This is a genomic window from Halomonas shantousis, assembly GCF_054654615.1.
The window spans coordinates 2,204,883-2,225,742 of record NZ_BAAIER010000002.1 but is presented as its reverse complement, the minus strand read 5'-3'; the positions used below and the strand labels follow the sequence as shown (position 1 = coordinate 2,225,742).

Annotated in this window: 16 protein-coding genes; 6 read left to right on the top strand and 10 right to left on the bottom strand. The window is 61.6% G+C overall.

The genetic code is table 11. The features are described from left to right. Positions 1 to 38: 38 nt before the first annotated feature. Genes fliI through fliF form a run of 4 tightly spaced genes read right to left on the bottom strand, consistent with a single transcriptional unit; the run spans position 39 to position 4,958 of the window. Positions 39 to 1,484, bottom strand: coding sequence for a flagellar protein export ATPase FliI (fliI, locus tag ACYQ12_RS10710; protein ID WP_459871306.1), 1,446 nt, complete (start codon positions 1,482 to 1,484; stop codon positions 39 to 41). Further along, positions 1,477 to 2,229, bottom strand: coding sequence for a flagellar assembly protein FliH (gene fliH / locus ACYQ12_RS10705; protein WP_459871303.1), 753 nt, complete (start codon positions 2,227 to 2,229; stop codon positions 1,477 to 1,479). The genes fliI and fliH overlap by 8 nt, the downstream gene beginning before the upstream one ends. Further along, complete coding sequence (gene fliG / locus ACYQ12_RS10700; protein ID WP_459871300.1) at positions 2,222 to 3,217, bottom strand: flagellar motor switch protein FliG; 996 nt, start codon at positions 3,215 to 3,217, stop codon at positions 2,222 to 2,224. The genes fliH and fliG overlap by 8 nt, the downstream gene beginning before the upstream one ends. Beyond that, entirely contained in the window at positions 3,210 to 4,958 is a 1,749-nt protein-coding gene (gene fliF / locus ACYQ12_RS10695) for a flagellar basal-body MS-ring/collar protein FliF (protein ID WP_459871297.1), read from the bottom strand. The genes fliG and fliF overlap by 8 nt, the downstream gene beginning before the upstream one ends. A 323-nt stretch (positions 4,959 to 5,281) precedes the next feature. Between fliF and fliE the strand changes: the two genes are divergently transcribed. Further along, positions 5,282 to 5,611, top strand: a complete 330-nt coding sequence (fliE, locus tag ACYQ12_RS10690; protein ID WP_459871294.1) for a flagellar hook-basal body complex protein FliE — start codon at positions 5,282 to 5,284, stop codon at positions 5,609 to 5,611. A gap of 62 nt (positions 5,612 to 5,673) precedes the next feature. Here fliE and ACYQ12_RS10685 read toward each other — a convergent pair whose 3' ends face one another. Beyond that, positions 5,674 to 6,783 carry an NAD(P)/FAD-dependent oxidoreductase gene (locus ACYQ12_RS10685; protein ID WP_459871291.1) on the bottom strand — a complete coding sequence of 370 codons (1,110 nt, stop codon included), beginning with the start codon at positions 6,781 to 6,783 and terminating at the stop codon, positions 5,674 to 5,676. 324 nt (positions 6,784 to 7,107) lie between these two features. Between ACYQ12_RS10685 and ACYQ12_RS10680 the strand changes: the two genes are divergently transcribed. Beyond that, on the top strand, positions 7,108 to 8,232 hold the full coding sequence (locus ACYQ12_RS10680; RefSeq protein ID WP_459871288.1) for a hypothetical protein: 1,125 nt from the start codon (positions 7,108 to 7,110) through the stop codon (positions 8,230 to 8,232). 65 nt (positions 8,233 to 8,297) lie between these two features. Here ACYQ12_RS10680 and rarD read toward each other — a convergent pair whose 3' ends face one another. Beyond that, positions 8,298 to 9,227, bottom strand: a complete 930-nt coding sequence (rarD, locus tag ACYQ12_RS10675) for an EamA family transporter RarD (protein ID WP_459871286.1) — start codon at positions 9,225 to 9,227, stop codon at positions 8,298 to 8,300. A 150-nt stretch (positions 9,228 to 9,377) separates the two neighbouring features. Between rarD and ACYQ12_RS10670 the strand changes: the two genes are divergently transcribed. The 4 genes from ACYQ12_RS10670 (at position 9,378) to ACYQ12_RS10655 (ending at position 14,460) form a co-directional block, all read left to right on the top strand. Next, entirely contained in the window at positions 9,378 to 10,181 is an 804-nt protein-coding gene (locus ACYQ12_RS10670; RefSeq protein ID WP_459871283.1) for an amidohydrolase, read from the top strand. Position 10,182: 1 nt separating this feature from the next. After that, complete coding sequence (gene rsuA / locus ACYQ12_RS10665; RefSeq protein ID WP_459871281.1) at positions 10,183 to 10,872, top strand: 16S rRNA pseudouridine(516) synthase RsuA; 690 nt, start codon at positions 10,183 to 10,185, stop codon at positions 10,870 to 10,872. A 167-nt stretch (positions 10,873 to 11,039) separates the two neighbouring features. Beyond that, positions 11,040 to 12,017, top strand: a complete 978-nt coding sequence (locus ACYQ12_RS10660) for a TAXI family TRAP transporter solute-binding subunit (protein ID WP_459871278.1) — start codon at positions 11,040 to 11,042, stop codon at positions 12,015 to 12,017. A gap of 220 nt (positions 12,018 to 12,237) precedes the next feature. Further along, entirely contained in the window at positions 12,238 to 14,460 is a 2,223-nt protein-coding gene (locus tag ACYQ12_RS10655; RefSeq protein ID WP_459871276.1) for a TRAP transporter permease, read from the top strand. A gap of 68 nt (positions 14,461 to 14,528) precedes the next feature. Here the strand turns inward: ACYQ12_RS10655 and ACYQ12_RS10650 are convergent, their stop codons facing one another. Genes ACYQ12_RS10650 through ACYQ12_RS10635 form a run of 4 tightly spaced genes read right to left on the bottom strand, consistent with a single transcriptional unit; the run spans position 14,529 to position 20,153 of the window. Next, the gene (locus tag ACYQ12_RS10650; RefSeq protein ID WP_459874503.1) at positions 14,529 to 16,115 is read right to left on the bottom strand and encodes an ABC transporter ATP-binding protein; all 1,587 of its coding nucleotides are present in this window, start codon (positions 16,113 to 16,115) and stop codon (positions 14,529 to 14,531) included. Between the two features lie 13 nt (positions 16,116 to 16,128). Continuing rightward, positions 16,129 to 17,241 (bottom strand): ABC transporter permease, encoded by a 1,113-nt coding sequence (locus tag ACYQ12_RS10645; RefSeq protein ID WP_459871273.1) that lies wholly within the window; start codon positions 17,239 to 17,241, stop codon positions 16,129 to 16,131. Further along, the gene (locus tag ACYQ12_RS10640) at positions 17,241 to 18,308 is read right to left on the bottom strand and encodes a microcin C ABC transporter permease YejB (RefSeq protein WP_459871270.1); all 1,068 of its coding nucleotides are present in this window, start codon (positions 18,306 to 18,308) and stop codon (positions 17,241 to 17,243) included. Before ACYQ12_RS10640 ends, ACYQ12_RS10645 begins: the two co-directional genes overlap by 1 nt. Before the next feature lie 9 nt (positions 18,309 to 18,317). Then, positions 18,318 to 20,153, bottom strand: a complete 1,836-nt coding sequence (locus ACYQ12_RS10635; RefSeq protein WP_459871268.1) for an extracellular solute-binding protein — start codon at positions 20,151 to 20,153, stop codon at positions 18,318 to 18,320. Positions 20,154 to 20,860: the final 707 nt, after the last annotated feature.

Here is a 20,860-nt window from a genome sequence, read left to right as displayed (position 1 = left end):
GCGGTGGAGCTGAACATAAGGGTTGCCGGGACAAGCCATCATGGCTTCACCTCGGGCAGTAGCGTGGCGAGCGCGGTCTGGGTCGCGGCCACGTCGGCGCGCTCGTCTATGCGCTGCTGCAGGAAGGCCTCGAGTCGCGGGTACAGGGCGACGGCACGGTCGAGCTGCGGATCGTTTCCGGCCGCGTAGGCGCCAACGCTGATCAGGTCGCGGTTGCGTTGATAGCGGGAAATCATCTGCTTGAAGCGCTGCGCGCGCATCTGGTGCGTGGCATCGACGATGGCGTTCATGGCGCGGCTGATCGAGGCTTCGATATCGATGGCCGGGTAGTGTCCGCTTTCGGCGAGCTGACGTGACAACACGATGTGCCCATCGAGGATCGCCCGCGCCGAGTCGGCGATGGGGTCCTGCTGGTCGTCCCCTTCGGTAAGCACCGTATAGAAGGCGGTAATCGAGCCGCCTCCTTCGGTACCGTTGCCGGCCCGTTCGACCAGGCTCGGGAGCTTGGCGAACACAGAGGGCGGATAGCCCTTGGTCGCCGGCGGTTCGCCGATCGCCAAGGCAATTTCTCGACTGGCCATGGCATAGCGGGTCAGGGAATCCATGATCAGCAGCACGTCGTGGCCGTCGTCGCGGAAGGCCTCGGCCAGTCGGGTGGCATAAGCGGCACCCTGCAGGCGCTGCAGGGGCGAGGTGTCGGCAGGCGCGGCGACCACCACCGCACGTCGGCGTCCTTCCTCGCCGAGAATGTTCTCGATGAAATCCTTGACCTCGCGGCCGCGCTCACCGATCAGGCCGACCACGATCACGTCGGCTTCGGTGTAGCGCGCCATCATGCCCAGCAGCACGCTCTTGCCTACGCCGGAACCGGCGAACAATCCCATGCGTTGACCGCGACCGACACTGAGCAGGCCGTTGATGGCACGCACGCCGACATCGATGACCGACTCGATCGGGGCGCGCTCCAGCGGGTTGATGGCCGGTGTCGCCAGCGGTGCATGCGGCGCCTGGTCCAGCGGGCCCTTGCCGTCCAGCGGCCGACCATTGCCATCCACCACGCGGCCCAGCAGGGTCTCGCCGATGGGGAAGCGTCGGGCGCTGGCGCCATCGAGGCGGCTGGTTCCCAGGGCGAATACCCGGGCGCCCGGCAGCAGGCCGCTGATTTCACCCAACGGCATCAGGAACAGCTTTTCGCCCGAGAAGCCCACGACTTCGGCTTCGGCGTACCGGTGTGCCCCGCTCTGGGCGGAGTCGCCACTGCTGTTGTCAGGGGCGGAGAGCTCGATCTGGCAGGCGCTGCCCAGAGGCAGGCGCAGCCCGACCGCCTCGAGCACCATGCCGGTGGCGCGGGTGATCCGCCCATGGGCCTGGTAGGGGGGCAGCCCGTCGATGCGCTGGGAGACCTTGCCCAGCACATGCTTCCAGTGTCGGGAATGTACCGTTTCCGGTGCGGCACTGTCGGAGGCGAGATTCATGTCACTCATGAGGGTCGTTCCGTACAGGCATGTCGGGTGCCTGGGTGCGCCGTCGGCGTTGATCGAGGATTGCGGTCCAACGGGCCTCGACGCTGGCGTCGAAGCCGCCCGAGGCGCTGCTGGCGCGACAGCCGCCCCGGGTCAGTGTCTCGTCGGGAAGTGTCTGCCAGCCCTGGGCGTCGAGCTCTGCACCCAGGTGGGCCTTGACCATCGTCAGGTCGGCCGGGTGTAGCCAGAGTCGTGGCCGGCCGCTCAGTGCCGGCTCGGTATGCAGCAGTTCACGCACCAGATTGACGACGGCCTCGGGGCGTGCTTCGAGCGTCTCGAGAGCCAACTGTCTACCCACCGTCAGCGCCAGTTCGGTCAGATGATCGGCCAACTGGTCGTCGAGCTGGGCCAAGGCGTCGCGAAATTCCGCGGCCAGTCCGGCCAGCGGGGCCAGCGTCTGGTGCGTCTGGCGGCTCAGTTCCTGTTCGCCGGCCGTCCGGCCTTCGGCCAGGCCTTTCTGGTAACCGGCTTCATATCCTTCGCCGTGGCCCGCTTCGTAGCCCTTCTGATGCCCCGTGTCGTAGGCCTTGCGCTGCTGTGCCTCGAGTTCGGCGCTACGCTTGGCAGCCAGGCGCCGTCGAGCGTCGATCGCCTGCTGCATGTCGCGCCTGTCTTCGCCGGCGCTGGCCAGCGAGTCCATTTCCCAGCGCTGCCAGTGAGCGGCGCCGTAAGCCGCTGCGGGGCGCTCGGGACGTTGCTCAGACATAGGCATCGTCTCCGCCGCCGAGAACTATCTCGCCACCATCGGCCAGGCGGCGTACCACCTGCAGGATGGTCTTCTGCTCGGCCTCGACCTGGGACACGCGAATCGGGCCGCGGGCCTCGAGGTCCTCGCGCAGCAGGGCCGCGGCACGCTGCGACATGTTGCGCATGAACTTCTCGACCAGTGCATCCTGGGCGCCCTTGAGTGCGATAACCAGTGAGTTGGTATCGATCTCCTTGAGAATGAGCTGAATGCCGCGATCGTCGATGTCGAGCAGGTTCTCGAACAGGAACATCTCGTCGATGATGCGCTGCGCCAGGTCCTCGTTGTGGGCCCGCACCGTCTCGATGATCTGCTCTTCCTGCGAGGAGTTCATCAGGTTGAGAATCTCGGCTGCCGTACGTACACCGCCCATCTTGCTGCGCTTGAGATTCTGGCCATCGAGCATGCCGCCCAGCACCTCGGTGAGTTCCTGCAGGGCTGCGGGCTGCACGCCGCTGAAAGTGGCGATGCGCAGCACCACGTCATTGCGCAGCTTGTCGTCGAACTGTTCGATGACACCGGCCGCCTGGTGACGCTCGAGGTGGATGAGGATGGTGGCGATGATCTGCGGATGCTCGTCGCGAATCAGATCCGCTGCCATCGACGCTTCCATCAGGTTGAGCGCATCGATGCCCGACGATGTACCGGAACTCTCGAGAATGTCCTCGATCAGGCTCGAGGCGCGCTCGCTGCCCAGCGCCTTGGTCAGCACCGAACGGATATGATCGCTGGAGTGCAGGTTGATGGCGGTGAACTGCTCGGCCTCGTCATGGAATTCGCGCAGCACCTCGGCCATGTCCTCGTGCGACACCTGGTCGAGGGAGGCCATCTCGATACTGATCTGCTGGATCTCCGTCGGCGAGAGGAACTTGAACACCTCCGCCGCACTGTCCTCGTCCAGCGATAGCAACAGGATTGCGCCGCGACGGGCGCCGCTCATGTCAGTCATGTTTGCTTACCCAGCCTCTGACGATCATGGCCACGAGACGCGGATCTTCCTGGGCCATCTCGCGGGCATCCTTGAGATTCTGTTCGTAGCTGGCCGACTTGTTACGCTTGCGCTTCGGCTCGCCACGGCTGTAGGTATCGGATTCCATTGCGCTGTCTTCCGCAATCTTCTGGATATCCGGTGCCGGGGTGAAGGTCGGGGTGGCCGGTGCCGACGGGCGGCTATGACGCTGCACCAGCGGACGGATGACCTTGAACCACAGGAACAGGGCGGCCAGGGCGACGAGCAGGTAGCGGCCCAGGGTCATGGCCAGCTCGATGGTCTGCGGCGTCTTCCACCAGTCGACGTCGCGCTCATCGCTCTGTGGCTCGGTGAACTGGCTGTTGACGACGGCGATGGCATCGCCCCGCGCTTCGGAATAGCCCATGGCCTGACGCACCAGTTGCTCGATCTGCGCCAGCTCGGCGTCACTGAGCGGCTCGTGCACGACCTGGCCTTCATCGTCCAGTGCGGTGCGATAGTTGACGACGACGGCGACCGACAGTCTTTCGATGCTGCCGCTGCGCTGCTGCACGTGCTCGACGGTACGGTCCACTTCATAGTTGACCGTGTTCTCGCGGCGCATCTGCCCCAGGTTCTGGTTATTGGTCTCGGCCGTTTCGGCCGTCGCAGTCGCTTCACCTTCTTCGCCTTCCTCTGCCGGAGCACCGTTGTCGATGGGGGAGGGGGCGACACCGGGAGGCTGGTTGGTGAGCGCGCCGGGAACGCCTGCAGCCATGTCGGCACGACTCTGGAACGCTTCGCTGTTCTGCTGGCTGCGTACCGCAGAGACGGTGTTGGGTCCCTGGTTGGGGTTGTAGCGTTCGGCGGTTTGCTCGCGGTGCGAGAAGTCGATCTGTGCGGCGACCTGGGCCTTGATGTTCTGCGTTCCCATGATCGGAGCCAGGATGGCTTCGATACGACGCTGGTAGGAGCGCTCCACTTCGGTGATGTAGGCGAGCTGTGTACCGTTGAGCTGCAGATTGTCCGCGGCGGGCTGGGACAGCAGGCGGCCGTTCTGGTCGACCACCGTGACATCCTCGGCGGCAAGCTCGGGAACGCTGCTCGATACCATGTGCACGATGGCGTTGACCTGACCTTCGCCCATGACCCGGCCGGGCTGCAGTTCCAGCATGACCGAGGCGCTGGCGGGCTGACGCTCACGCACGAAGACCGATGGCTTGGCCATGGCCAGGTGGACACGGGCTTTCTGCACCGGCCCGAGAGTTTCGACGGAACGCGCGAGCTCGCCTTCCAGGGCGCGCTGATAATTGATGTGTTCGGCGAACTGGCTGATACCGAAAGCCTGATTGTCCATCAGCTCGAAACCCACGCCGCTGGCATGGGGAAGTCCTTGCTCGGCAAGCTTCAGACGCAACGAGTGGACCTGGTCGGCGGGCACCAGCAGTGTCTGGCCGCTTTCGCTGAAACGGTAGGGCACGCCAAGCGTGTCCAGTTCGGCAATGATCTGGCCGCCGTCGGCGTCGGTCAGTGTCGAATAGAGCACACGATAGTCAGGGCTGCGCGCCCACATCAGCAGGGCGACGATGATCGCCGCTGCGGCGGCGCCCGCGATGATCAATGGCAGGCGGGGGTTGGTGCGCAGCTGTGTCAGCCACTGGTTGGCTCCCTGGGCGGGGCTTGCAGTCGCCTGCCCGGTCGTGTTCTGGGAGGCGTCATTGGCAGAAGCAGCTGTACTCATGCGGTTCTCCGCCTGCGCAACGTGGGGCGCGGTGTCGGTCCAGAATGCATTGCGATGTCCAGCTCCAGAATCCGTTGCATCCGATCAACCGAGCTTCGTTGGGAGCAGTGGGGCTCCATCCGGTGGAAGCGTCGGGGCGTATGTGTGATGGCGGCTATTATGTGGGGGGCAGGAAAGCATAAAGGCCCGAAAAGCCGATATTTTGTTATCCATTTGTAAGCATGAGGTCGGGCGGAGCCCTGCTAGGCTTGCTCCACGCTGGGGTAGGTGCGTGTGCCTGCCTTTTTTGTTTCGGCATTGTCCGAGAGATAGGAGTGAGTCACATGAGTTCTCCCGCCATCGCCGCCGCTCTGCAGCAGATGCAGGCACTGGCCACCCAGGCTGCCGGCCAGGCGCCGCAGGGCGCGCAGCTTGCGACTGCCGTCGGGCAGGGCGGTTTCGCCAATGAACTGCAGGCTTCCATTTCGCGTATCAACCAGTTGCAGCAGGCCGCCGATGCCAAGGCCAAGGCATTCGAAGCCGGTGAACCCAACGTGGCGTTGAACGACGTCATGGTCGACATGCAGAAGGCGAGCGTGGCATTCCAGATGGGAATGCAGGTGCGTAACCGCCTCGTGACCGCCTACAAGGATGTCATGAACATGCAGGTATAGAGATTGCGCAGGGGCTTCACAAGGGATGGGCACCGGGTGCGGCGATGTTCGGCATCTGCCGCTCAGCGGCGATAGCGGCGCAGGAATCGCTCATCGATGCGGTGTTTTGCAAACAGGCTCAGCCGCCCGGCCCACCACCAGTTCCCGCGTAATGCCAGGCCCTGGCCGTTGCCCAGCTCAAGGATCTGCAATGACCGGGGCGGCGGTTGGTAGGGCTTCAATGGCTTCCCTGCGAGAGAGGCCAGCAGGTTGTTCTGCAGTATCGGGGCCTGGCGCACGCCATGGACCCCCAGTTTGGGCAACGCCATGCTCTCCAGCGCAGCGCAGTCTCCGGCTGCGAAGACATGAGGGGCATCTGACGATTGCAGGGTATCCGCTACGCAGAGTCCTCCCCGGCATGTCGGCAGTGGAGGCGTCGTGGGGATGACGGAAGGCGTCAGCCCGGTGGCCAGAACGACATGGTCGGCGCACAGCGACCAGTGCCGACCGCCGATGATGGAGCCGTCAAGGAAGGTGACCTCGCGCTCGAGCTGCAGGCGTATGCCACGCGAGACGAGATGGCGCCGTATCCAGCGCGATGCTGAATCGGGAGCCTGGGGCAACAGCCGGGAGTGTTTGCCGATCAGCGTGATCGGGCAGAACTTGCCGTACCGTTGGCACAAGGTGCTGAGATTGGCGGCGATCTCGATGCCCGTTGCGCCGCTGCCGACGACTACCAGCTGTGGTGTACCGCCGCCGGCGAGCTGGCGTATCAGAGATTGGCGCAGTGCCCAGAGATTGGCGACGGGTTTGGCCGTCCAGAGTCGTGTGGAGGTATTGGCGGTAGAGGTGATGGGAAAGCGCGGAGTGATGCGGCTGCCGATATTCAGCGAGAGCCTGTCATAGCGAAGCCGATGACCGTCGCTTAGCGTCACGAGTTGCCGGGCCGGGTCGAGATGTTGCAGCGTGTCCTGGCAATAAGCGACACCGTGATCCCGGCTCAAACGGGTGACGTCGATAGTCCCTTTTTCCTTGCGATAGTGGCCGCCGAGTACGGCGCTGGCCCGGCCTGAGTACCAGAACCGGCCGGGGGCGACGAGGGTAAGGCGTATGCGATGCGTCCGGAAGTGTGCCGCCTGGGTCACGAGATGGAGATGGGCGTGCCCGGCGCCTGCCAGCACGATATGGGCCATGCCGTCTGGTGCGCAGTCGTCCGGATGACATGGTGGATCTGGCGGGGTTTCGTGCATGTGCTGGCCGAGCCGGGCGCTCGCTCGATTCGTCGAGACTCAAGTTTATTGCATCCAGGCTCAAGTATGGGCAGCAGCGGACGATATAGGTAGCAAGACATTTCATTGGATGGTGTGGAAACAAGTAAAGTAATTTTTTGTGTTAGTCTGTCTATTTGGTGTATCCATTCGGGCAGAGCCACTTCGTGAGCCGCCGATACGCTCTTTATCGCATATGCCTGACCGGTACGCAGTCAAGGACGACCGGAAAGCCGGGGAGATGAATCAATGTTCAAGAGGATGATGTCGCCCGACGCGTGGCTGCACGATGGGCTGCTCGGGGAGCCTGTCACCCAGCAGTTGGCATGGCCGGTGCTGGAAGAGGACATTCGTTCGGCAAGCACCTTTCACTCGGGAACATTGCTGCGCCTGCTGACGCTGCATCCGGATGAGCGTTCACGCCTGGAGATTCTGGAAAGTGACATTCTCCTCTCCTACGTGCTGCGCATTGCCAAGGTATTCCACCTCTATGGTGTCGAGGGAGGCAATCTCGATGGCTCGGTCCTGCAGGGCAAGAGCTTCGAGCATTGGGTTTTCGATTACTCCGCCTTCGTCATGCTGGCGCGCTTGGCAGCCGAGCATTTTCATTCCGTCGACTCCTGCCGTCTGGAGCATCTTCTGGGGCTGGTCGCGATTCGCTACAAGCTGGAAACTCATGTCCGCAGTCGATGCACCATCTGCCGCGACGATGACTTGGCATTCGGTGGCAGGCCCGTGCGCGGCTTGCCAATCGGCCGACCGGACATGTTGACCATCAAGGAGATCGCTGCTGTCTCGGGGCTCAAGTTGGCCACGGTGCGTAATGCCATATCCCGGCGGGAAATGGCCTATCAGCGCCCTGACGGCGTGCCTTGTGATGATGCCATGAACTGGTTGATGCAGCGCAGTGGGTTCCGCTTCATGCATGCAGGCATGTTATGCGTCCACCAGCGTACCAACGGCAAGGTTGCCAGCGAATGGCTGGCGAATTGCGATGCGGTGGAACGTATCTCCTTCATCAGTCGCCTGCGCCTGGAGATATGGCGCACCCGACACAGTGGCAGAATGTTCGCCATCAATGCGCACGGCATCCGCCATTGCAGCATCACCCTGCCCGAAACCCCTTCTGCGGCGCTTTTGGCGCTGGCGATCGAGCAACTCCAGGATCGCAGCGATGAGCCTGCCGCTCGGCTCTACCGGGAGGCTTTTGCGAGCGATGGTGTGGTCGAGGCACTCTGGCAGTTCCAGATATCCAGCCTGGATGTGCTCAAGGCGATGATCACTATTCTGGACAGCAATATGCCGCAAAGTGCCGAGCTCGTCTGTAACCCGCAGGAACTGCCTCGCGACAATTTTCTGCTTGGCAGTGCCTAGCCCCCGAGCATGTCGTATCGAAGACATGACGTATCGACAACAATGATAGTGACGGGAACCGGCCGTCACGAACTGCCTTGCTGATGCCTGTTCCAGGCGGAAAAAGAGTAGAGAAGCAGGCTGATCCAGATCAGTACGAATGTCGTGAGCTGAGTCGAGTCCAGGGGTTCATGAAAGACCGCGAGCGCAATCAGGAACTGCAGGGTCGGGTTGATATACATCAGAAACCCTACCGTGGATAGCTTGAGTCGCCTCGCGGCGCCGGCAAAGGCCAGCAGCGGCAGGGCGGTGATGGCACCGCTGGCGGCGAGCAGGCCGGTGGTCATGGCGTCACGACCGAAATGCGAGGCGCCTGATTGCCATAGCCAGGCGACAGCCACCAGGCCAAGCGGAAAGAGCACCAGCGTTTCCACGAACAGGCCCGACAGGCCGTCGAGAGGGATCTGTTTGCGCAGCAGGCCATAGGTGCCGAAGGTGGTGGCCAGCGTCAAACTGATCCAGGGTAGCTGGCCCACCATCACCAACTGAGCGGCAATCGCGATACAGGCCAAGGCCACGGCAGCGCCTTGCAGGCGCGACATGCGTTCTCGAAGCACCAACATGCCCAGGGCGACGTTGACCAGAGGTGTCATGAAGTATCCCAGGCTGGCCTGCAGCACCTCATGTTGCTCGACGGCGTAGATGTACAGCCCCCAGTTCAAGCCGATCAGCAGGGAGCAGGCCAGCACACGACCCAGGCGGCGTGGCTCGGTGAGCGCCTGTCGGATGGGTTGCCAGCGTCTCAGGGCGGAGATGACCAGAACCAGAAAGAGGCAGGCCCAGATGACTCGGTGAATCAGGATCTCCCAGGCCGGTACGCCCTCGAACAGGGCGAAGAACAGCGGGAAGCAGCCCCACATGGTGTAGGCGGTCAGGCCAAACGCGACACCCTTGCTGGTTTCGCGTCCGGCGCTGCGGGAGGTGTCGTCATATTCGGGGGAACGAGCGGTCGTCATAGTCTCTCTTCAGCAAGGGTCACCGAACCGGGATGCGCTAATTTAGCATGATGGGCGCCCACTTGCCGCACGGTGTCTTCACTCGGTAGAGGCAACAGCCAAGCGTGTACAATGACACATTGTTGTCACGCTTACCGTGAGGGAATGTCGATGAGCCAATTGCGCACTACACTGGTGCAGGCCGATCTGCGTTGGGAAGATCCCGACGCCAACTGCCGGGCGCTGGAGACTTTGCTGGGGGGACTCGATGCCCGGCAGACCGACCTGATCGTGTTGCCGGAAATGTTTGCCACCGGTTTCACCATGAACTCTCGCGAGATGGCCGAACCGATGGCGCACAGCGCCAGCGTTGCCTGGATGCGTGAACAGGCGCAGAGGCGAGGTTGCGTCATGACGGGCAGCATCGCCGTCAACGATCGGGATACCTGCTACAACCGCATGGTCTGGGCGACACCGGATGGCGACGTGACCTGCTACGACAAACGACACCTTTTCCGCATGGCCGGTGAGCATGAGCGCTACGGCATGGGCCATGATCGGGTCGTCGTGGAACTCAAGGGCTTTCGTCTGCTGCTCTCGGTCTGTTATGACCTGCGTTTTCCCGTCTGGCTACGACAGCAGGCGCCTGTCGATGAACATTTCGAATACGATGCCCTATTATGCGTGGCCAATTGGCCGGCGGCGCGGCGCCATCCGTGGCGGACATTGCTGCAGGCCAGGGCGATCGAGAATCTCTGCTATGTCGTCGGTGTCAATCGCGTCGGCGAAGATGCCAAGGGGCTGGCGTATGCCGGCGACTCGATGCTGATCGACTTCAAGGGCGAAGCCATGATCGACGAGCCCCGCGATCGGCCCTTCATCGAGACAGGTGTCCTCGATCGCCAAGCGCTGGTGCAGTTTCGTGAAAAGTTCCCGGCATGGATGGATGCCGACCGTTTTACCCTGGAGCGTTGATATGCGTCTTGACAAGTTTCTTAGCGATACCACCGAGCTGACGCGAACGCTGGCCAAGAAGGCTCTGCATCGAGAGGAGGTGACGGTCGACGGCGACGTCGTCAAGAACCCGGCCACGCAGGTGGATGAAAACAGTGAGGTAGTCTGGCTCGGCGAGCCCCTGGAACTGGTCGGGTTGCGCTATATCATGCTGCACAAGCCGCAAGGCTACGAGTGCACCACGCGTCGCGGCCTGCATCCCACGGTGCTGGAACTAATCGATCTTCCCAAGGCCGAGCGCCTGCATGCCGTGGGTCGGCTCGATGTCGACACGACCGGGCTGGTACTGCTCACTGACGATGGGCAGTGGTCGCATCGCGTGACGTCACCCAAGCATCGGTGCGCGAAGATCTATCATGCCGTGTTGGCGGAGCCGGTCGTCCCCTCCGCTGTCGAAGAGTTCGCCCAGGGCATCCTCCTCGACGCAGAAGAGCAGCCTACGGCACCTGCCGAGCTGGAAATCCTCGACCCCTATCATGTACGGCTGAGCCTTATGGAAGGGAAGTATCACCAGATCAAGCGGATGTTCGGGGCGCTGGGCAATCGGGTCGTCAGCCTGCATCGCGAGCGGATCGGCCCGATTGCTCTCGATGACGAGCTGGCACCGGGAGAATGGCGTGAACTGACCGAGGAAGAAATCGGAAGAATATAGTTATACCGTTATCTTGTGAAGTCACACTAAATAACCCTTCACTTGATATTCATATGGCTCAACTAAAGACCAATAAGCGTCAGCTATCGACCAATAAAGGAGTTCGCTAGGGTAAAGAGGCGGCATAGAAAGCGTCGTACAACCATAACAACAGACCGGAGGTCATCATGTCTCTTCCCATCAGGATCGCCGCTGCAGGCCTTATCGCATTGTGTGCGGCCAGCGCTTACGCCGATCGTTCCGAATGGCCATCGAGTTTTACCGTCGGCACCGCCAGTCAGGGCGGCACTTACTTCGCTTACGGCTCGGGCTGGGCCAACATGGTGGGAGAGGCGCTGGGCATATCCGGCGGTGGCGAGGTCACCGGAGGCCCCAACCAGAACCTGGCGCTGGTCGAAACCGGCGATCTGGCCTTCGGCATGACGACCATGGGCCCGGCTCGGGAAGCGCTGGAAGGCAATAGTCCTCTGGCGCCGGGCGTCAAGTTCGACAACGTCTGCGCCATGTTTCCCATGTATCAGACTCCGTTTTCCATCACCGCTCTGACCAGCTCGGGAATCGAATCGATAGATGACATTCCCGATGGCGCCTCGATCGGTTTCGGTCCGGCCGGATCGACCTCCGACTCCTACTTCCCGGCCATGATGGAAACCCTGGGCGTGGATTTCGAACGTCGCAACGGTGGGTGGGGAGACCTGGCCGGGCAACTGCAGGATGGTCTGGTAGACGTCATCGCCTTTGCGGCCGGTATTCCTATCCCCGCCGTAAGCCAGCTGGAGGTGCAGACCGATATCAATATCATCGAGTTCACCGAGGACGAGCAGGCCAGGATCATGGAAGAATTTCCGGTCTCGGCGTTCACCATTCCGGCAAGCACCTATACCTCGCTCGAGGATGATGCGCGGGCAGTCTCCATGTGGAATTTCGCCATTGCCGGCTGTGACTTGCCCGAAGACTTCGTCTATGAAGTGACCAGGACGGTCATGGAAAACCACGACCAGATGGTGCAGATCCACAAGGCGGCCCAAAGTACGGTTCCCGAAAACTACGACAAGAATACGGTCATTCCCTTCCACCCGGGCGCGGCGCGCTGGTTCAACGAAAATGGCTATGACATCGCCGACGACATGATCAAGCAGTCCTAGGTTCTGTCTGAAAAATTGGCGAGCGATGCTCGGCCGGGGCGCGTAGCCAGGGCAAAAATCGGCAGAAGAGCGGCATTCATGTGAAGTGATGGATATCTTGAGCCGATTAACACCGAGCGGATGAGCGCAGGCACTTTTCTGACAAACCAGGCAGTACCGGGCCCTGCACCACCTCCGGTCGCAGGGCCCGCAGCATCGTACCCAGCGCAGGATGATCTACATGAATAACAATTCAAAGAATGCTGCGCAGCGGCCCGAGCCGTCAGGCCGTTTCGAAGAGCATGGCGGCGACGAAGTTGCTGCCGCCGACCAGCGGATCAGAGTGGAAGGTGTGGACGAGGAACCGGTCGAGCCCAATCGCCGGCTATTCACCGGCTGGAAGTGGTGGGTTTGCACGGCGTTCGCCATCTTCTACTCGAGCTTTCATCTCGTGACGCTCAATATCCTTCCGCTGGAAACCTGGACGTTTCGGATTCTTCACGTCAGTGGCGCACTATTGCTGGGATTCGCCTTATACGCCAGTGCCGCCATCGCTCCCGTGACGGCGGGAAGGCGTTCCCGTTGGATCAGTATCGTCAGTTACCTGCTTCTGCTTCCGGCAGCTTATGCCGTCGTGCAGGTATTTTTCATGCATCAGTCGTTCAATACCGGGGCAATGCGTATCGCGCCCGAGATCGAAACCTACCATTTCGGCATCCCGCTACTGGTGGCCACGGGTGCGGCCATCATACTGTCATGGGTCTGGCGGGAAAAACAGGCGCGTTTCAGCCCGCCGGATGGCGTGCTGATGTTATGCACTCTTGCCAGTAGTGCTTATCTGGTCGTCATTTACGGGACATCGCTGCGCATGTCCACCGGCACTCCTTTCGCTCCGGTGGGGATCTCCTTCGCGGCGGTGGCGGGTGCAGCGCTGATCATGGAGTTGACTCGCCGCGTCGCCGGTCTGGCTCTGGTCATCATCACGCTGGTATTTCTGGGTTATGTCTTTGCCGGCCCATCCTTGCCCGGTTTCCTCAGCTATCCGGGCCTGTCGGTGGAGCGCTTCTTCAGCCAGGTTTACACCGACGCCGGCATCCTGGGACCCACCACGGCCGTGTCGTCGACCTACATCATTTTGTTTATCATCTTTGCCGCCTTCCTGCAGGCTTCCAAGGTCGGGGATTACTTCGTCAACTTCGCATTTGCCTGCGCCGGCCGTGCACGGGGCGGACCGGCCAAGGTGGCGATCTTCGCCTCGGGTCTCATGGGCATGATCAACGGCACCAGCGCCGGCAACGTCGTCTCCACCGGTTCCCTGACGATCCCGCTGATGAAGAAGGTGGGGTACAACAAGCAGAATGCCGGGGCGATAGAGGCCGCAGCTTCCACCGGCGGACAGATCATGCCGCCCATCATGGGCGCAGGTGCCTTCATCATGGCGGAAATCACGGGCATTCCCTATACCGAGATCGCCGTCGCCGCCCTGATTCCCGCCATCCTCTACTTCGCTTCCGTGTATTTCATGGTGGATCTCGAAGCGGCGAAGAGAGGCATGCAAGGGATGCCCGAGGAGGAAATCCCGCTGTTTTCGCGACTGATCAAGCAAGTGTATCTGTTCGCCCCGATCATCATCCTGATCGCGGCGCTATACCTGGGCTATTCGGTGATCCGCGCAGGGACGCTGGCAACGGTATCGGCTGTCGTGGTGAGCTGGCTTTCCCCGCACAAGATGGGAATCAGGGCCATGCTGAGAGCCTTGGCCCTGGCCAGTACCATGTCGATCCAGATCATTGCCGTCTGTGCCTGCGCGGGCATCATCGTCGGGGTGATTTCGTTGACCGGAGTTGGGGCGCGTTTTTCCTCGTTGCTGCTGGGGCTGGCTGAGGCCAGCCAACTACTGGCGTTGGTATTCGCCATGCTGATTTCGATTCTACTGGGCATGGGCATGCCTACCACGGCGGCTTATGCGGTTGCGGCTTCCGTGGTGGCGCCGGGACTGGTGAATATCGGCATCGAGCCGCTGACCGCCCACTTCTTCGTTTTCTACTTCGCCGTCGTCTCGGCCATCACGCCGCCGGTGGCGCTGGCGTCTTACGCCGCCGCCGGCATTTCCGGTGCCAACGCCATGCAGACCTCGGTGGCCTCGTTCAAGATCGGCCTGGCGGCCTTCATCGTCCCGTTCATGTTCTTCTATAACGATGCGCTACTGATGGAGGCATCGACATTGAAGATTGCCCAAGCCTTGATTACCGCTTGCGTCGGGGTCTTCCTGCTGGCAGCGGGTGTGCAGGGATGGTTCTTCGGTGCCCGGGCCAATTGGCTGGTCCGGGGAGGCCTGGTCATCGCCGCACTGTTCATGATCGCGGGAGGACTGATAACCGATGCCGCTGGCGTTGCCCTGGCATCGGGCCTACTGCTGCTGCAGAAGAAACTGCCGACCGGAAAGCGCCCGGCCGGTACATGAGCGGATGGAGCGCTGCTGCCCGGGGCAGTTCTGATGGGGTGAAGGATACGGCGCCCATCGCGGGCAGCTCATCGAGCCAACTGGGAGTGGGATAACCCCGCTGCCGCGACGAGGGCCTGGGTATAGGCGTTACGGGGGCGCTCCAGCACTTCCCGGCAATCGCCCTGCTCGACGATCTCGCCATCGCGAAGGACCATGATCCGATGGGCCATGGCACGTACCACGGCCAGATCGTGACTGATGAACAGGTAACTCAGGCCGCGACGTTTTTGCAGATCGCGCAGCAGAGCGACGAGCTGTTTCTGTACGGTGCGATCGAGCGCCGAAGTGGGCTCGTCGAGTACTACCAGTTGGGGTTCGAGAATGATGGCCCGGGCCACGGCGATGCGCTGGCGCTGGCCACCGGAGAATTCATGCGGATAGCGCGCGCTGCAGTCTTCGGGAAGGCCGACCTCGCTCAGGGTTTCTGCGACCCGGCGTGAGATCATTTCCCGGCTGAGTTCGGGAAAATGAAAGCGTAGCCCCTCGCTGACGATGTCGAACACGGGCAAGCGCGGAGAAAGCGAGCCGTAGGGGTCCTGGAAGACGATCTGGAGTTGCTTGCGTCGGGCCCGCATGGCCGAGCCCGAGAGCGTGTCGAGGCGCTCGCCGTTGAAGTGAATTTCGCCTTGCGCCGCGTTCAGGCGTAACAGCGCCATGGCTAGTGTGGTCTTGCCGGAGCCGGACTCGCCCACAATGCCCAGAGTCTCGCCCTTGGCCAGGCTCAGGTCGAGAGGCTGGACCGCGACGAAAGGGGGTGGGCGGCGCGAGAACAGGCGCTTGGGGCGAGAGAAGCTGACGCTCAGGTGTCTGGCTTCGAGCAGTGGCGATACTTGCTCCACGGGGGCCGGTCGTCCCTCGGGCTCGGCATTCAACAGGGCACGGGTATAGTCACTTTGCGGCCGGGTGAAGACATCTTCCACCCGACCGGTTTCCTGTACGTGGCCGCGATACAGCACGCAGACTCGGTCGGCGTGGCGGCGTACCAGATTGAGATCATGGGTGATGAAGAGCATCGCCATGCCGTGGTGATCGCGAAGTTCCGCCAGCAGCGCGAGGATCTCTTGCTGTACCGTGACGTCGAGAGCCGTCGTCGGCTCGTCGGCAATCAGCAGCACCGGGTCGTTGGCGATGGCCATGGCGATCATGACACGCTGACGCTGCCCGCCGGACAACTGGTGCGGCCAGGCATCGAGCATTTCATCGGCCCGTGGCAGCCTGACCCGCGTCAGTAACTCCTGTGCCCGTTTACGAGCGGCGCGGCCGGTCAGGCCCTGATGCAGGCGCAACGTTTCGCCGAGCTGCTTGCCGATGGTGTGCAGCGGGTTGAGGGAGGTCATCGGCTCCTGGAAAACGAAGCCGACCCGACCGCCACGTACGTCATTCCATTGGCGCTTGGACAAGCGGGAGAGGTCCTTGCCCTCGAGCCTGCGCTCCCCCTCGACCTCGGCACTGCTCGGTAACAGACCCAGCGCTCCCAGCGCGCTGACCGACTTGCCCGAGCCGGACTCGCCCACCAGGGCCAAGGTCTCGCCCCGGGAGAGGGCCAGCGAAAGATCCGAGACGACGGCTTGGGAGCCGAAGCGGATGCTGAGATGCTGGAGTTCGAAGACCACCTGGGTCGCGCTATCAGACACTGTGTCCAAGCTCCTCTCGCGATGTCACGGGCGTCGTCGTGCCGGCCGGCCTGGCGGGCGTCAGAATGTGGCGAGGGTCGAAGGCGTCGCGCAGCCCCTCGCCGATGAATACCAACAGCGTCAGCAGGATGCCCAGGCTGAAGAAGGCGGTGATCCCCAGCCACGGCGCTTGCAGGTTGTTCTTGCCCTGGGCCACCAGTTCGCCGAGCGAGGGCGAGCCGGGTGGCAAGCCGAAGCCCAGGAAATCCAGCGCCGTCAAGGTGGTGATGCCTCCGGTGAACAGAAAGGGAATGAACGTCAGTGTGGCCACCATGGCATTGGGCAGCACGTGACGCCACATGATCAGGTGAGAAGGCAGCCCCATGGCGCGCGCGGCGCGCACATATTCCAGATTGCGCGCGCGCAGAAACTCGGCGCGTACGATATCGACCAGTCCCAGCCAGGAGAACAGCAGCATGATGCCCAGCAACCACCAGAGGTTGGGCTGGACCAGGCTGGCCAGAATGATCAGCAAGAACAGTACGGGCAGGCCCGACCAGATTTCGATCAGGCGTTGCCCGACCAGATCGACCTTGCCGCCGAAATAGCCCTGCACGCCGCCGATGAGTACGCCAAGCACCAGCGACCCGGCGGTGAGGACCAGGGCGAAGACCACCGACAGCCGCAGGCCATAGATGACCCGGGCCAACACGTCGCGCCCCTGATCGTCGGTGCCCAGCCAATGGCGCAGGCTCGGCGGCGAGGGGGCGGGCTGGTCCAGGGCTTCGTCCAGCGTCTGGTAGGAAAAGGGGATCGGCGGCCACACCATCCAGCCGTTGGCTTCGATTTCCTCGCGTACGAAAGGATCGCGATACACGGTTTTGGTGGGCAGGAATCCGCCAAAGGTGGTTTCGGGATAATCGACCAGCAAGGGGGCATACCAATGCCCCTGGTAATGCACCACGAGGGGCTTGTCGTTGGCGACGAGTTCGGCGCCGAGGCTCAGCACGAAGATGATCGAAAACAGCCATAGCGACAGCCAGGCGCGGCGGTTGCCGCGGAAGACTGCCAAGCGCCGGCGGGTGATGGGGGATAGCGGACGTGAGCGAAACGAAGAATGTGCCATCAGCTCTCCCGACTTTCGAAATCGATGCGCGGATCGACCCAGACATAGGTCAGGTCGGAGACCAGCTTGAGGATCAGCCCGATCAGGGTATACAGATACAGCGTGCCGAAGATGACCGGATAGTCGCGCTGCATGACCGCCTCGAATCCCAGCAGGCCGAGTCCATCGAGCGAAAAGATCACCTCGATCAGCAGCGACCCGGTAAAGAAGATGCCCACCAGGGCCGCCGGCAGGCCGGCGATGATGATCAGCATGGCGTTGCGGAAGACATGACCGTACAGCACGCGGCGATCGCTGGCTCCCTTGGCGCGGGCGGTCAGCACGTACTGCTTGTGGATCTCGTCGAGGAAGCTGTTCTTGGTCAGCATGGTCAGGGTGGCGAAACTGCCGACGGCCGACGCGATGACCGGCAGGGTGATATGCCAGAAGTAATCGGCGATTTTCCCTCCTGACGAGAGCTCGTCGAAGTTGGGCGATGTCAGGCCGCGCAAGGGGAAAAGGTCGAAGTAGCTTCCCCCTGCAAACAGTACGATCAGCAGGATCGCCAACAGAAACCCCGGGACTGCGAAACCGACGATCACCAGGCCGGATGTCCAGACGTCAAAGCGGGATCCATGGCGCAGCGCCTTGCGTATACCCAGCGGGATCGACACCAGATAGACCAGCAGCGTGGTCCAGAGCCCCAGCGAGATGGAAACCGGCAGCCGTTCCAGCATCAGGTCGAGGACCGGCCGGCCCCGGAAGAAGCTTTCGCCGAAATCGAACGTCGCATAATCCTTGAGCATGCCGAGAAAACGCTGATAGGGGGGCTGGTCGAAGCCGAATTGCTGTTCCAGAGCGGCGACGAGGCGTTCATCGACCCCCCGGGCACCCCGCGAACCGCCGGTACGATCCCCGCCGCCGCTGTCGAGCCGCGTGCTGGCGCTGCTGTCGAGTCCCTCGAAGCGGGCCAGCATCTGGTCGATGGGCCCCCCGGGGGCCGCCTGCACGATGATGAAGTTGAGCAGCATGATTCCCAATAGGGTGGGAATCATCAGCAAGAGGCGGCGCAGTACATAACGTGCCACTGGCGTTCCTTAACGTTGACCGCGCTGACGCGCTTCGATGGCGGGGGCCCGCTCGGGATCCACCCACCAGCTGGAAAAGTCGGGCTGGTAGGTCGGGAATGGCTGCGGATAGCCGAACTTGTCCCATAACGCGACACGAGTCCCATCCATGTGCCACTGGGGAATCACATAGAATCCCCAGCGCAGTACGCGATCCAGGGCTCTGGCCGTCGTGTCCAGCGCTTCGCGGGAATCGGCATTGATCAGTGCCTCGACCAGCGCGTCGATCGCGGGAAGCTTGATGCCCGCCAGATTGCGGCTCTGCGGGCGGTCGGCGTAATCGCTCGTCCAGAATTCGCGCTGCTCATTGCCGGGGTTGGCCGACTGGGGAAAACCGCCGACGACGATATCGAAATCGAAATTGCGCAGCCGGTTGAGATACTGATTGACATCGACGACACGGATCTTGCCCTGGATACCGATGCGCTCGAGGTTGCGCAGCAGCGGCTGGACGACGCGCTCGAACTGGGTGTCGTAAAGCAGAAACTCCAGCGTCAGCGGCTGGCCGGTCTCGCGATTCACCAGCACGCCTTTCTGTACCTCGTAACCCGCATCGCGCAGCAGGCCAAGCGCCTTGCGCAGCCTGGGGCGCAGATCGGTAGGCTCTTCGATGGGCAGCGGTTGTTCGAAGACGGCGGCCGGCAACTGGTCGCGATAGGGCTCGAGAAGTGCCAGTTCGTCGCCTTCGGGAAGACCGCTTGCCTCCATGTCAGAGCTTTCGAAGTAGCTATCGGTCTGAGTGTAGGCTTCATAGAAGAGATGCCGGTTGAGCCAGTCGAAATCGAACGCCAGGCTCAGCGCTTCGCGAACCCGAGGATCCGAGAGCTTGTCGCGGCGCGTATTCATGACATAGCCCTGCATGCCGGCCGGCTGCGCATCGGGAATGACCAGGCGCTCGATGTAGCCCTGCTCGACAGGCGGAATATCGTAGGCGGTGGCCCAGTTCTTGGCGCTACTTTCGATGCGCAGATCGAGATTGCCTGCCTTGAAGGCCTCCAGTGCGACGGTCTGGTCGCGATAGTAGTCATAGACCAGCCGCTCGATGTTGTGTCGTCCGCGGTTCACCGGCAGGTTCTGGCCCCAGTAGTTCTCGGCCTTCCGATACACGATGCGACGCCCAGGGTCGATGCTGGCGATCGTGTAGGGGCCGGAGCCCAAGGGGATGTCCAGCGTGGGCTTGGCAAAATCGCGCTTCTCCCAGTAGTGCTCGGGCAGGACCGGTAGCTGGCCCAGAATCAGCGGAAGCTCACGGGAGTTATCTGCGGCGAAATCGAAGCGTACCGTGTCGTCGTCAACGGCCTGGATCGACTCGACATCGGCATAATAGGCTCGATAGAAGGGCTGGCCTTCGTCGCGCAATAGACGAAAGCTGAATACGACATCCTCTGCGGTGACCCGCGATCCATCGTGAAAGCGAGCCTCGGGATTGAGATCGACTTCCAGCCAGCGGCGATCCGGGTCCAGGCGAATCCCCTCGGCAAGCAGGCCATACATGGTGAAGGGCTCATCGGCGCTGGCGACCATGAGGGTATCGTAGATTTCGTCAAGGCCGGTGGCTGGCGTTCCCTGAATGATGAACTGATTGGTGGAATCGAAGCTGCCCTGAGCGGCTCGCACCAGGCTTCCTCCCTGGGGAGCGTCCACATCGGCATAAGGAAAATGAGTGAAGCCGGGCGGCAGGGCTGGCTCGCCGTAAAGGGCAATACCGTGAACGGTAGGAACATCCTCGGGAGCGGCCGCACTGGCCAGCGAGGGAACCATGGCAATGCTGACAGCAAACCATACGGCACGGGTAAAAAAAGTCATCGGCAACTGCTTCCTGATGCATCTCTCCCGGCGATACGGGAAATTCGGAGCGAAACACGTCCTTTCTCATGACAACGCGCCTGGAGGTTAATTCCATGGCGCATCCCCAGAATATAGGAACCCTCTTTATGGGGATAGCCTTGGCCGCTGTCCTTCCGAATGTCGGGGTTGCAGATTGAGTATGGCCGTGTAAGCCCGCTCTTATGATGGCTTTCTATAAGACTTAATCTCGATGGGTCTTAATTGCTTGATGCCGGGTTACAAGACTGAGGAAACAATCTATCGATAATTGTTGCGGTTTGTTTCGCTTGGCACTGAATTAATAAGTATGGATGTTTATATCAAGTCTCGTTTTTACGTGGGTTGTGGTTGTAATGGTATTAGTAAATAAAGCTTGGAGGGGTGGGGGCGTCTTTCGTTTTATCCTGAAGAAACGTTGTTTTTCATGGTCTAGATGATGAGGAGCGTTTGACTTGGCACTCGAACATAAAAAAGCATGGCGCCAGTAGTTTTTCTTTGGTTTAAAAAAGCATGCCTTTATGCGTTGGTTTGTTGGGCGGCGTTTGGCTATGGTAAGTGAAGCCAAAAGAGGGCCAGGAAACCAAAGGCGTCTCTCTTCTCCTGCCGATTCAAGATATAGAGGTAGTAAAGCTCATACGGGTGATGTGGTGAGTTTTATGTGCCTCGAAAGATAAATATCTTCAAGC

What these genes read in the sequence shown, in the direction of transcription:
- ACYQ12_RS10645 (WP_459871273.1), bottom strand. Translation starts at nt 17,241, where the DNA reads ATGGCACATTCTTCGTTTCGCTCACGTCCGCTATCCCCCATCACCCGC.
- fliH (WP_459871303.1), bottom strand. Translation starts at nt 2,229, where the DNA reads ATGTCTGAGCAACGTCCCGAGCGCCCCGCAGCGGCTTACGGCGCCGCT.
- ACYQ12_RS10660 (WP_459871278.1), top strand. Translation starts at nt 11,040, where the DNA reads ATGTCTCTTCCCATCAGGATCGCCGCTGCAGGCCTTATCGCATTGTGT.
- fliI (WP_459871306.1), bottom strand. Translation starts at nt 1,484, where the DNA reads ATGAGTGACATGAATCTCGCCTCCGACAGTGCCGCACCGGAAACGGTA.
- rsuA (WP_459871281.1), top strand. Translation starts at nt 10,183, where the DNA reads ATGCGTCTTGACAAGTTTCTTAGCGATACCACCGAGCTGACGCGAACG.
- fliG (WP_459871300.1), bottom strand. Translation starts at nt 3,217, where the DNA reads ATGACTGACATGAGCGGCGCCCGTCGCGGCGCAATCCTGTTGCTATCG.
- rarD (WP_459871286.1), bottom strand. Translation starts at nt 9,227, where the DNA reads ATGACGACCGCTCGTTCCCCCGAATATGACGACACCTCCCGCAGCGCC.
- ACYQ12_RS10635 (WP_459871268.1), bottom strand. Translation starts at nt 20,153, where the DNA reads ATGACTTTTTTTACCCGTGCCGTATGGTTTGCTGTCAGCATTGCCATG.
- fliE (WP_459871294.1), top strand. Translation starts at nt 5,282, where the DNA reads ATGAGTTCTCCCGCCATCGCCGCCGCTCTGCAGCAGATGCAGGCACTG.
- ACYQ12_RS10670 (WP_459871283.1), top strand. Translation starts at nt 9,378, where the DNA reads ATGAGCCAATTGCGCACTACACTGGTGCAGGCCGATCTGCGTTGGGAA.
- ACYQ12_RS10655 (WP_459871276.1), top strand. Translation starts at nt 12,238, where the DNA reads ATGAATAACAATTCAAAGAATGCTGCGCAGCGGCCCGAGCCGTCAGGC.
- fliF (WP_459871297.1), bottom strand. Translation starts at nt 4,958, where the DNA reads ATGAGTACAGCTGCTTCTGCCAATGACGCCTCCCAGAACACGACCGGG.
- ACYQ12_RS10680 (WP_459871288.1), top strand. Translation starts at nt 7,108, where the DNA reads ATGTTCAAGAGGATGATGTCGCCCGACGCGTGGCTGCACGATGGGCTG.
- ACYQ12_RS10685 (WP_459871291.1), bottom strand. Translation starts at nt 6,783, where the DNA reads ATGGCCCATATCGTGCTGGCAGGCGCCGGGCACGCCCATCTCCATCTC.